This is a genomic window from Frankia sp. RB5 (assembly GCF_059816245.1).
Window position 1 is genome coordinate 159,738 of record NZ_JCBATA010000002.1, and the last position, 11,566, is coordinate 171,303.

Here is an 11,566-nt window from a genome sequence, read left to right on the forward strand (position 1 = left end):
CGGGAGGCAACCGTGGACTCCGGGCCGGCCAGGCGGCCCGGGCCACCGCCGGAACCGGTCGACGCACGGCTGGTGCTGCCGGCGGTCGCCGCCTGGGCCGGCGCCGCGGTCGCGGTGCGCTGGACGATGCCGGGCATCCTGCTCACCCTCGCCGCCGTGCCGGTCATCGCGGTGCCGGCCCTGCTGGCCGGTTGGTATCGGCGAGGTGTGCCCGGACGGCGGGGGTCCGCCCGGGCTCGCCCCAGGCGCGGCCCCAGGCAGGCCGATCAGCGCCCTTCGGGCCGGAACCCGGGTGACGAGCCGCCCCGGCTCGTCACGCTCGGGGCGGTCGTGGTCGTCTTTCTCGCAGCCGGCGTCATCGCTGGCGGCCTCGGGACCCGCCCTGGGGACCGCGGCCCGTTCGCCGACCTGGTGCGTCGCGAAGCGGCGGCCACCGCGCAGGTCGTCGTGACCGACGACCCCCGCCAGGGCACCGGCCAGGGGCAGCTCGCGCCAGATCGCGCGCGGGCGACCTACGTCACGCCGGCCCGCCTGGAGCGGGTCACCGCCGCGGGAGTGACGCTGCGGGTGCGCGCGGCGGTCGTCCTGATCGGCCGGGGCTCAGCCTGGCAGGAGCTGCTTCCCAGCCAGCACCTGGCCGTGACCGGTCGGCTGGCGGCGCCCCGGTCCGACCCAGGGGTCGCCGCGGTGCTGCTCGTCAGCGGCGACCCGCAGCCGCGCGGGCGGCCAAGCCCCGTCCAGCGGGCCGCCGGCCGGCTGCGGGCGGGGCTGCGCGAGGCGGCGGCCGGGCTTCCGCAGCCGCGGCGCGGCCTGCTGCCGGCCATCGTCGACGGCGACGTCTCCGGGCTCGACGCGGGCGTGCGGGCCGACTTCCGCGCCGCCGGGATGTCCCACCTGACGGCCGTGTCCGGCGGCAACGCCGCCATCGTGACCGCGTCGGTGCTGTTCGCCGCGGCCTGGGCCCGGCGCGGCCGGCGAATGCGGGCCGCACTCGGCGGTGGCGCGTTGATCTCCTTCGTCGTCCTGGCCCGGCCCTCGCCGAGCGTGCTGCGCGCCGGGGTGATGGGGCTGATCGGGCTGGCCGCCTACGCGGCCGGCCGGCCTCGGGCGGTGCTGCCCGCCCTCGCCGCCAGCGTGACCCTCCTCGTCCTCGTCCAGCCGACGCTCGCGGTGTCGGTCGGGTTCGCGCTGTCCGTCCAGGCGACGGCCGGAATGATCGTGCTGGCACCGGGCTGGCGGGTCGCGCTGGCCCGGCGGCTGCCGGAGCGGATCGCCGACGTCCTCGCCGTCGCGGCCGCGGCGCAGCTCGCCTGCACACCCCAGCTGGCCTGGATCGGGGGTGGGGTCAGCGTCGTCGCCATCCCGGCGAACGTGCTGGCCGCGCCGGCGGTGCCGGTCGCGACGGTGCTCGGTGTGCTGGTGCTGTGCGTCGGCGTGGTGGCGCCGGTGCCGGCGCGCTGGCTCGCGCACCTGGCCGACCTGCCCTGCTGGTGGCTGGTGACGGTGGCGCATCGCTGCGCGGCCCTGCCGCGGGCGACGCTCGGCTGGCCCGGTGGCGCCGAAGGTGCGGCCGGCGCCGCCGTCGCCGTGGCCGTCGCGCTGGCGCTGCTGCGCCGGCGGCGGGGCCGACGGCTCGCCGCGGCGGCGCTGGCCGGCCTGTTACTGGCGCGCTGCGCGGTGGTGGAGCGATTCGCCGCCTGGCCGCCGGCCGACTGGCGTCTCGTGGCCTGCGACGTCGGCCAGGGAGACGCGCTGGTACTGCGCGCCGGGCCGGGCAGCGCCGTGCTCGTCGACGCGGGGCCCGATCCCGGCCTCCTCGCCCGCTGTCTCACCGAGCTGGGCATTCGGTCGCTGCCCCTGATCCTGCTCAGCCACCTGCACGCCGATCACGTGAACGGCCTGCCCGCGGTGCTGGGCCGGCTGCCGGTGGGGGAGGTGGTCGTCGGCCAGCTGCGGGAGCCGGCCGGGCAGTGGCGGCTGGTGCGCCGGTGGGCGCAGCAGGCCCGCGTGCCCCTGCGGACCATCGAGGCCGGGACCGCCGGTGCCGCCGGCGCGGTCTGCTGGACGGCACTTGGACCCCGCGTGGTCCTGCACGGCACCGACAGTGATCCGAACAACGACTCGCTCGTCGTCTCGGCGCGGGTCGGCGCGCTGCGCGTGCTGCTGACCGGGGACGTCGAGGCCGTCGCCCAGCGGAGCCTGCGCGACCTGCCGGGGGAGGCGACGCTGCTGCGGGCGGACGTGCTGAAGGTGCCCCATCACGGCTCGGCGAACCAGGACCCGGCCTTTCTCGCCGCGTCAGGAGCGCGCTTCGCGCTCGTCAGCGTGGGCCGGGGAAACGACTACGGCCACCCCGCGCCGCCGACGCTGCGGACCCTGGCCCGGGCCGGCATGGCCGTCGCCCGCACCGACCGCGACGGAGCGCTCGCCGTCACCGCCCCGGCCATGCCCGCGCGGACCGGGGCAGCCGTGGGGGGCGGAGGAGCCTGCCCATCCCCACGGGCAGACCCCGGTGTGGCGCTCCCGGGTGACGTGTCGGTGGTGCGCCGGCGGGCCGGGGACGGATCGTGACATGCTCACCGGTGTGGCCGCCTCCGCCTCCGCACCCGCCCCGCTCGTCCTCGTCACGGGTGACGAGGACCTGCTTGTCGGGCGAGCCGTCCGCGAGGTGGTCGACGGTGCCCGCCGGCGCGACCCCGAGGTGGAGGTCGTCGACCGGGGCGCGGGTGAGCTCACCGACGCGGACCTTGTCGACCTCGGCACCACGTCGATGTTCGGCGGCGGGCGGGTCGTGATCGTCCGCGGCGCGCAGGATCTCGGCGAGGAGCTGCGGGACGGCCTGCTGGCCTACCTCGGCCACCCGCTGGACGACGTCGTGCTGGTGCTGGTCCACAGCGGCGGGGTGAAGAACCGCAAGCTCGCGGACGCGATGAAGGCCGCGGGAGCGCGGGTCGTCACCGCTGCGAAGATCACCAAGCCGCGGGACCGGCACGATTTCGTCGTCGCCGAGGTCCGCCGGCTCGGTGGGCGCATCAGTGACGGCGCGGTGCGGGCCCTGCTCGACGCCATCGGTGGTGATCTGCGCGAGCTCGCCGCCGTGTGCGACCAGCTCGTGGCCGACACCGAGGGCGGCATGCTCGACGAGGCCGCGGTGGCGCGTTTCCATCGCGGTCGGGCCGAGGCGAGTGGCTTCTCCGTCGCGGACGCGATCATCGGCGGCGACCTGCCGCAGGCCCTGACGCTGCTGCGCCAGGCGGTGGAGGGCGGCACGGCGGCGGTGCTGATCTCCAGCGCCGTCGCCGGTGGGCTGCGGGAGCTGGCCCGGGTCGCCGCGGCCGGGCCCGGCACCAAGTGGGACCTCGCCCGCTCGCTCGGGATGCCCGACTGGAAGGTCGAGAAGGCGCAACGCTCGGCTCGGGGCTGGTCGGACGCCGGGCTGGGGATCGCGCTGCGGGCGGCGGCGACCGCGGACGCGGGAGTCAAGGGCGCTTCCGTCGACGCCGGCTACGCCCTGGAGAAGCTGTTGCGGGAGGTCGCCGTGGCCCGTTCGCTCTCACGCGACCGTGGGTCCCGAGGGGGACGCGGATGACCTCGCCGACGGCCTCGCCGGGGCCCGAGCCCGACGTGCCACCGCCGGGTGGCTGGTTCGGGCTGCGGGTACTGCCGGCCGGGTGGATGCGTGGGCTGCTCATGGGCATCACCGCGCTGGTGACGGTGGTCGTCGCGCTCGGTGATCTGGCCAGCGCCTGGGTCGTGGTGGTGCTGCCGGCCACCGTCGCCGCGATGGTCGCCTACCACGAGGCGCTGAAGCGCATGATGCGCCCGGAAGCAACCATCGACGCGGCGGATCCACCCGGGCCGGACGGCGCCCCGCGGTAGGGCGGTATCCACCGGAACGAATCCGTCTCCGGACACGCAGAAAAGCCGGAGCGCGAACGCACCCCGGCTCGGCCGCGGAGGGTCAGCTGGCGATCAGCTTCGCGTGGGCGAGAGCGAGCGCCGACTTGCGGTTGGCGGCCTGGTTGGCGTGGATGACGCCCTTGCTCGCCGCCTTGTCGAGCTTGCGGTTGGCGATCCGCAGGGTCTCACCGGCCTGCTCGACGTCCTTGGCGTCCACGGCCGCGTGGAAGCGACGCACGTGGGTCTTGAGCTCGGACTTGACCGCCTTGTTGCGCAGCCGCCGCTTCTCGTTGGTGAGGTTGCGCTTGATCTGCGACTTGATGTTGGCCACGCGGAGGAACCTCTGGGTTGTCGAGTCGGGATGGGCAGATCCGCACCTGACGCTCGGTACTGGTCATGCCATACCCGCGGCCAGATCAGGATCTGTTGTGCCGTACCTGCAGCCAGGTCAGGGCCGGCAGCCCACCTGGAGGTCTTCACGTTATCAAACCGCGCACCGGTGGGATCGAACCCGGTGTCGCCCGGTGCACCACCGCAACCTCGCCGCGGCTCCTGGCACGATGAAGGTGAGGTCGACCCCAGATCCCGGCCCGGGACCCGTCCGCCACCACCGCGGGTCCCGTGACCACCGCGAGCGAAACGAGAACTCTCCGCGTGTCCGCAGCCCCGCACCTGTCGCCCGGCGCCGACCCGGCGATGATCCGCAACTTCTGCATCATCGCCCACATCGACCACGGCAAGTCGACCCTCGCCGACCGGATGCTCGGTGTGACCGGCGTCGTGGAGGCGCGCAACATGCGCGCCCAGTACCTCGACCGGATGGACATCGAGCGCGAGCGCGGCATCACGATCAAGGCCCAGAACGTGCGGCTGCCCTGGCGGGCGGAGGATGGCAGGGACTACATCCTGCACCTGATCGACACGCCCGGGCATGTCGACTTCAGCTATGAGGTGAGCCGCTCGCTCGCCGCCTGCGAGGGGGCGGTGCTGCTGGTCGACGCCGCGCAGGGGATCGAGGCCCAGACTCTCGCGAACCTCTACCTCGCGATCGAGAACGACCTGACGATCATCCCGGTCCTCAACAAGATCGACCTTCCGGCGGCGCAGCCGGAGAAGTACGCCGAGGAGATCGCGGCGATCATCGGCTGCGACCCGAACGACGTCCTGCGCGTGTCCGGCAAGACCGGTCAGGGCGTCCCGGAGCTCCTCAACGAGATCGTCCGGCAGGTGCCCGCGCCGGTCGGCAACCCCGACGGCCCGGCCCGGGCCATGATCTTCGACAGCGTCTACGACATCTACCGCGGTGTCATCACCTACGTCCGGGTCGTCGACGGCACGCTCACCACCCGGGACCGCTGTCTGATGATGTCCACCGGCACGAGCCACGAGACCCTCGAGGTCGGCGTGATCTCGCCGGACCCGCACCCGACCGGCTCGCTGTCGGTCGGCGAGGTCGGCTACGTCATCCCCGGCGTGAAGGACGTCCGCCAGGCCCGCGTCGGCGACACCATCACCACCAGCGTGCGCCCGGCCACCGAGATGCTCGGCGGCTACCGTGACCCGCTGCCCATGGTCTACTCGGGCCTGTACCCGATCGACGGCAGCGAGTACCCGGCGCTGCGGGAGGCGCTCGACAAGCTCCAGCTCAACGACGCCGCCCTCACCTACGAGCCGGAGACGTCCGCCGCGCTCGGCTTCGGCTTCCGCTGCGGCTTCCTCGGCCTGCTGCATCTGGAGATCGTCCGGGAGCGCCTGGAGCGCGAGTTCAACCTGACGCTCATCTCCACCGCGCCGAACGTCGTCTACCGGGTCGTGATGGAGGACGGCTCGGAGGTCACCGTCACCAACCCCAGCGACTGGCCGGGGGGCAAGATCGCCGAGGTGCACGAGCCGATCGTCCAGGCGATGCTGCTGCTGCCCACCGACTTCGTCGGCGCGGTCATGGAGCTCTGCCAGGGCCGGCGCGGCGTGCTGGGCGGTATGGACTACCTGTCCACCGACCGGGTGGAACTCAAGTACACGCTCCCGCTCGGCGAGATCATCTTCGACTTCTTCGACGCGCTGAAGTCCCGCACGCGCGGCTACGCGAGCCTCGACTACGAGCCCGCCGGCGAGCAGCTCGCCGACCTGGTCAAGGTCGACATCCTGCTGCAGGGCGAGACGGTCGACGCCTTCTCCGCGATCGTGCACAAGGACAAGGCCTACACCTATGGCGTGTCGATGACGACGAAGCTGCGCGAGCTGATTCCCCGCCAGCAGTTCGAGGTGCCGATCCAGGCGGCCATCGGCAGCCGGATCATCGCCCGCGAGAACATCCGGGCGATCCGCAAGGACGTGCTGGCGAAGTGCTACGGCGGTGACATCACCCGCAAGCGCAAACTGCTGGAGAAGCAGAAGGAGGGCAAGAAGCGGATGAAGACCATCGGTCGGGTCGAGGTTCCGCAGGAGGCCTTCATCGCGGCGCTGTCCACGGACGCGACCAAGACCAGCCAGCCCAAGTAGCACCAGCACCGGGGCGGCCGGGGGTGCCGAGGTGTGGTGGCGCCGCCCGGGTCGCGCTCCGTCTCGGAGTCCCCGGCGTGACGCCGTCGAGCGCGGCCGGCGGCGCGGTGGGGGGCGCCCGGTCGCGGGGCCCCGGGGTGGTCGGATCGGGTCAGCTGGCGGGCAGCGGCGCGGCGGGCAGCGGGATCGGTTCGGTCACCGGCTCGATGAGCGAGCGGCCGCCGCCCGACGCGGCGGCGCTGGAACGATACACGGTGGTGCGGGGCGGGAGCAGCTCGAAGATGTTCTCCAGAACGGCCCTGACGTCATCGTCCATGACTGGATCTTTTCGTACACGGAGCGCCCAGTCCACGACGCCTCGCCCATATTCCTCCCCTCTGCCCACAACGTCGGCAAAACATCGCTGATGTCTACCCTGGCCGGCCGGGGGTCGTGTGGACCTGCTGGTCCGCACGTGGTCCTGCTGTGGCCAGCCTCGGCCCGCTGGTGCGCTTGACAAACTTTGCGTTGCCGTAAATCCATCGGTTGGGGGCACACTGGGGGCATGCCACAAAAGCCTCCCGACGGGGCACCTCCCCCCGACGACGGCGCGCTGCCCGCGGCCGCTCTGGCCGAGCTGGCGCACCGTGCCCTCGGGGCCTACGTGCACGTGCCGTACTGCGCGGCGCGCTGCGGCTACTGTGACTTCAACACCTACACGGCCGCGGATCTCGGCGGCGCCCTGATCTCCTCGGTGGGCCTGACGACCTTCGTCGACATGGCGACCAGGGAGATCCGGCTGGCCCGCGAGGTCCTCGGCGCGGCGGCCGGCCCGATCGCCACCGTCTTCGTCGGCGGCGGCACGCCGACGCTGCTTCCCGCGGGCGACCTCGCCCGCCTGCTGCGCGCCCTCGACGCCGAGTTCGGGCTGGCTCCCGGCGCGGAGGTCACGACCGAGGCGAACCCGGAGTCGGTCGACCCGGCCCAGCTCGAGCAGCTGCGCGCCGCCGGATACACCCGGATCTCGTTCGGCATGCAGAGCGACCGGCCGCACGTGCTGGCGGCCCTTGACCGCCGCCACACCCCCGGGCGGGTGTCCGAGGTCATGCGCTGGGCGCGCAAGGCCGGCTTCGACCACGTGAGCCTCGATCTCATCTACGGGGCGCCCGGCGAGTCGGAGGCCGACTGGGCGGCGAGCCTGCACGCCGCGGTGCAGCTGGGGCCCGACCACGTCAGCGCCTACGCCCTGACGGTGGAGGAGGGCACCAAGCTGTCCCGCCGGGTCCGGCGCGGGGAGCTGCTGGAACCCGACGACGACCTGCTGGCCGACCGGTACCTGCTCGCGGACGACATCCTCGGCGCCGCCGGTCTGGTCAACTACGAGGTCAGCAACTGGTCGCGCGGCGCGGATGCCCGCTGCCGGCACAACCTGGGCTACTGGCGCGGGGACAACTGGTGGGGCTTCGGTCCCGGCGCGCACAGCCACGTGGGTGGCGTGCGGTGGTGGAACGTCCGCCATCCCGCCGAGTACGCCGCCCGGCTCGGTGCTGACCGCAGCCCGGCGCTTGCCCGTGAGGAGCTCGACGACGAGAGCCGGCGGGTCGAGCGGGTGATGCTGGGCGTGCGCCTCGCGGAGGGGCTTCCCGTCGGCGAGCTGGCCGAGGCGGGGCTGGCCGCCTGCGCGGAGCTGGCCCGATCGGGCCTGGTCGAGCCGGGCGGGCTGGAGTTCGGCCGAGTGCGCCTGACCCGGCGCGGTCGCCTGCTCACCGACACGGTCGTGCGCGCGTTGCTGCCGGACTGACGCGGCGTCCGGCGTGCCCCGGAACACGCCGCGCCGCGGGGTCGTTCTCGCAGGGGGACGTCGCCGGATCCTCACCGGCTACCGGATCCTCACCGGCTACCGGATCCTCACCGGCTATTCGTGAGGTCGCTGATGTTCTGTGCTTGTCCGAGCGTTGGCGGCTACACTTGGCACTCACTGCGGCCGAGTGCCAGTTCCGGTGTTCGCCGGTGCACGCACCGTGGCCCGGCCACGTCCCGCTGCTGAAGGGGGTGCGACCGCGTGCTGGAGGATCGGCGGCTCGAAGTCCTTCGGGCGATCGTCGAGGACTTCGTCCTCAGCAACGAGCCGGTGGGTTCCAAGGCGCTGGCGGAGCGTCACAGCCTCGGCGTCTCGCCGGCCACGGTTCGTAACGACATGTCGGCGCTGGAGGAAGAGGGCTACATCACGCAGCCCCACACCAGCGCGGGGCGTATCCCCACGGACAAGGGCTACCGGTTGTTCGTCGACCGGCTGTCCGGCGTCAAGCCGCTGTCCCGCGCGGAGCGGCGCGCGATCCAGAGCTTCCTGGAGGGCGCGGTCGACCTGGACGACGTCGTCCGCCGCTCCGTGCGGCTGCTCGCGCAGCTCACCCGGCAGGTCGCCGTGGTGCAGTACCCGTCGATGTCGAGCAGCAGCGTGCGGCACATCGAAGTTGTCACCCTCGGTCCGCGACGGTTGCTTATGGTCATCATCACCGAGTCTGGTCGGGTCGAGCAGCGCATCGTCGACCTGCTCACCCCGGTGGACGAGGAGATGGCCGCGGAGCTGCGTTCGGCGCTGAACTGTGGCCTCACCGGCCAGCGGCTCGCGGAGGCGCACGAGGTGGTCGCGGCGCTGCCCGACCAGGCCAGGCCCGAGCTCCGGCCGTGCCTGGCGACGATGACCGGAGTGGTGCTGGAGGCGCTGGTGGAGCGCCCGGAGGAACGCATCGCCATGGCCGGCACGGCGAACCTCACCCGGGCCACGGTCGACTTCGCGGACTCGCTGCGCTCTATCCTCGAGGCGCTCGAAGAACAGGTCGTGCTGATGAAGCTCATCGGCTCGGCCCGCGAGACCGGTACTGTAACGGTACGCATCGGCCGAGAGACGGACGTTGACGCCCTGCGGTCGACCGCGGTGGTGGCCACCGGCTACGGCCGCGGCCCCTTCGCACTGGGCGGCATGGGCGTGGTCGGGCCGATGCGCATGGACTATCCGTGGACGATGGCGGCCGTCCGGGCCGTCGCCAAATACGTGGGTGAACTCTTGGGTGCCGACTGATGGCCGTGGACTACTACGCCGTTCTTGGCGTGCGTCGAGACGCGTCGAACGACGAGATCAAGCGGGCCTACCGCAAGCTGGCCCGTGAACTGCATCCGGATGTCAACCCCGACCCGGAGGCGCAGCAGCGCTTCCGTGGGGTGACCGCGGCCTACGAGGTGCTCTCCGACCCGGAGAAGCGCCAGATCGTCGACCTGGGCGGCGACCCGCTCGCGCCGGGCGGTGGCGGCGGTGGCGGCTCGCCGTTCGGCGCCGGTTTCGGTGGGCTCGGCGACATCATGGACGCCTTCTTCGGCGGCGGGGCGAACCGTGGCCCGCGCTCGCGCGTGCGGCGTGGCAACGACGCGCTGCTGCGCATCGAGCTCGACCTGTCCGAGACCGCCTTCGGCGCCACCCGCGAGATCACGGTGGACACCGCGGCGGTGTGCTCGACCTGCTCCGGGGCCGGTGCCGCGCCCGGGACGCACCCGGCGACCTGCGGTACCTGCGCCGGCCGCGGCGAGGTACAGCAGGTCACCCGGTCCTTCCTGGGCCAGATGGTGACCTCCCGCCCGTGCCCGCGCTGCTCGGGCACCGGCACCGTGATCGAGCACCCCTGCCGCGACTGCGGCGGGGACGGCCGGGTCCGCAAGCGCCGCACCCTCACCGTGAAGATCCCGTCCGGCGTCGAGGACGGGATGCGCATCCGGCTGTCGGGCGAGGGTGAGGTCGGTCCCGGTGGCGGCCCGCCCGGCGACCTGTACGTCGAGGTCTCCGAGCGGCAGCACGCGGTGTTCACCCGCGAGGGCGACGACCTGCACTGCGAGCTGCCGCTGCCGATGACCTCGGCGGCGCTGGGCACGTCCGCCACGCTGGAGACCCTCGACGGCACCGAGACGATCGCCGTCAAGCCCGGCACCCAGCCCGGCGAGGTGATCAAGCTGGCTGGTCGCGGGGTGCCGCACCTGCGCGCCGCCGGGCGTGGCCACCTGCACATCCACATCAACATCGAGACGCCGACCAAGCTGGACGCGGAGCAGGAACGGCTGCTGCGGGAGCTCGCGAAGCTGCGCGACGAGGAGGCTCCCGCGGTGGTGGGTGGTTCCACCGGCGGCGGTGCGAGCGGCCTGTTCCGCCGGCGCGGCTCCCGGCGTGGCCGCTGACGCGCCGCGCCGGCACCGCCAGGACTTCGAGGACATCCCCTGACCAGCGCGCTGTTCCAGGTCTCGCCGCTGCCGAGCGGGGACGCCTTCACGCTCGACGGCCCGGAGGGTCATCACGCGGCGGCGGTGCGCCGGCTGCGGGCGGGTGAGCCCGTCGATGTCACCGACGGCGTCGGCGGCGGTCTGGAGTGCATCGTCGTCGCGGTGCGCCGAGACGAGATCGACTGTGCGGTGCGCGGCCGGGTGCGGGTACCGCCGCCGCGGCCGCGGCTGGTCGTCGTGCAGGCGCTTGCCAAGGGGGACCGCGGCGAGCGGGCCGTGGAGATGCTGACCGAGGTCGGCGTCGACGAGATCGTTCCGTGGTCCTCGGCGCGGTCGGTGGTCCGGTGGGAGGGCGAGCGCGGCGCGCGGGCCCGCCAGCGCTGGGCACGCACCGCCGCCGAGGCGGCGAAGCAGTCCCACCGCCTGCACTGGCCGTGCGTCACGGAGCTCGTGGGCACCGCGGAGCTGGCACGGCGGGTGGCATCGGTGTCGTTCGCGGTCGCGCTGCACGAGCAGGCGAAGGAGCCGCTGGTCGGCCTGGCGCGGCGATGGCGTGCCGAGGCCGGTGCCGCCGTGGACGCCGGCGGTGTCGGTCCGGCCGGGGGCCTCGATGCGGACCCGGCGGGGGAGATCCTGCTCGTCGTCGGTCCCGAGGGCGGGCTCGACGACGGCGAGGTCGACGCGTTGCGGCAGGCCGGCGCGGCCGTGGCGAGGCTCGGGCCCACGGTGCTGCGCACGTCCACGGCCGGCGTGGTCGCGGCGGCCGTCGTGCAGGCCGAACTCGGTCGCTGGGACGGCCCGGGTGATGATGGATAGACTGGACGGGTAGCACCCGTGGTTCACTCCGTAGCCCATAAGGCGCCGTGGCCCACGAGTCGCCGACCCATCACCACGGTAATCGATTCTGAGAGGTGCCGCG

At 73.4% G+C, this 11,566-nt stretch carries 10 protein-coding genes; 8 read left to right on the forward strand and 2 right to left on the reverse strand.

Annotation, left to right across the window (positions count from 1 at the left end; genetic code table 11):
- Positions 1–12: 12 nt before the first annotated feature.
- The 3 genes from AC6EXY_RS01745 to AC6EXY_RS01755 are packed head-to-tail and all read left to right on the forward strand — an operon-like array spanning position 13 to position 3,879.
- The gene (locus tag AC6EXY_RS01745) at positions 13–2,571 is read left to right on the forward strand and encodes a ComEC/Rec2 family competence protein (RefSeq protein WP_243407296.1); all 2,559 of its coding nucleotides are present in this window, start codon (positions 13–15) and stop codon (positions 2,569–2,571) included.
- A 1-nt stretch (position 2,572) separates the two neighbouring features.
- Positions 2,573–3,589, forward strand: a complete 1,017-nt coding sequence (gene holA / locus AC6EXY_RS01750) for a DNA polymerase III subunit delta (RefSeq protein ID WP_101830829.1) — start codon at positions 2,573–2,575, stop codon at positions 3,587–3,589.
- Entirely contained in the window at positions 3,586–3,879 is a 294-nt protein-coding gene (locus AC6EXY_RS01755; RefSeq protein ID WP_243407297.1) for a hypothetical protein, read from the forward strand. The genes holA and AC6EXY_RS01755 overlap by 4 nt, the downstream gene beginning before the upstream one ends.
- Before the next feature lie 82 nt (positions 3,880–3,961).
- Here the strand turns inward: AC6EXY_RS01755 and rpsT are convergent, their stop codons facing one another.
- Positions 3,962–4,231: a 30S ribosomal protein S20 gene (rpsT, locus tag AC6EXY_RS01760; RefSeq protein ID WP_101830830.1), complete on the reverse strand. Its 270-nt coding sequence runs from the start codon at positions 4,229–4,231 to the stop codon at positions 3,962–3,964.
- 323 nt (positions 4,232–4,554) lie between these two features.
- Between rpsT and lepA the strand changes: the two genes are divergently transcribed.
- Complete coding sequence (lepA, locus tag AC6EXY_RS01765) at positions 4,555–6,402, forward strand: translation elongation factor 4 (RefSeq protein WP_101830831.1); 1,848 nt, start codon at positions 4,555–4,557, stop codon at positions 6,400–6,402.
- A gap of 151 nt (positions 6,403–6,553) precedes the next feature.
- On the opposite strand, the gene AC6EXY_RS01770 is transcribed toward lepA, so the two are convergent.
- A complete protein-coding gene (locus tag AC6EXY_RS01770) occupies positions 6,554–6,718 on the reverse strand; it encodes a hypothetical protein (RefSeq protein WP_243407298.1) in 165 nt (54 codons plus the stop codon).
- A 228-nt stretch (positions 6,719–6,946) separates the two neighbouring features.
- On the opposite strand from AC6EXY_RS01770, the gene hemW reads away from it, so the two are divergent.
- The 4 genes from hemW to AC6EXY_RS01790 all read left to right on the forward strand — a co-directional run bounded on the left by hemW (position 6,947) and on the right by AC6EXY_RS01790 (position 11,463).
- A complete protein-coding gene (gene hemW, locus AC6EXY_RS01775; protein ID WP_101830832.1) occupies positions 6,947–8,182 on the forward strand; it encodes a radical SAM family heme chaperone HemW in 1,236 nt (411 codons plus the stop codon).
- A 261-nt stretch (positions 8,183–8,443) separates the two neighbouring features.
- Positions 8,444–9,463, forward strand: a complete 1,020-nt coding sequence (gene hrcA / locus AC6EXY_RS01780) for a heat-inducible transcriptional repressor HrcA (protein WP_101830833.1) — start codon at positions 8,444–8,446, stop codon at positions 9,461–9,463.
- The gene (gene dnaJ, locus AC6EXY_RS01785) at positions 9,463–10,605 is read left to right on the forward strand and encodes a molecular chaperone DnaJ (protein WP_101830834.1); all 1,143 of its coding nucleotides are present in this window, start codon (positions 9,463–9,465) and stop codon (positions 10,603–10,605) included. The genes hrcA and dnaJ overlap by 1 nt, the downstream gene beginning before the upstream one ends.
- Positions 10,606–10,656: 51 nt before the next feature.
- Positions 10,657–11,463, forward strand: a complete 807-nt coding sequence (locus AC6EXY_RS01790) for a 16S rRNA (uracil(1498)-N(3))-methyltransferase (protein ID WP_101830835.1) — start codon at positions 10,657–10,659, stop codon at positions 11,461–11,463.
- The last annotated feature ends 103 nt before the right edge of the window (positions 11,464–11,566 follow it).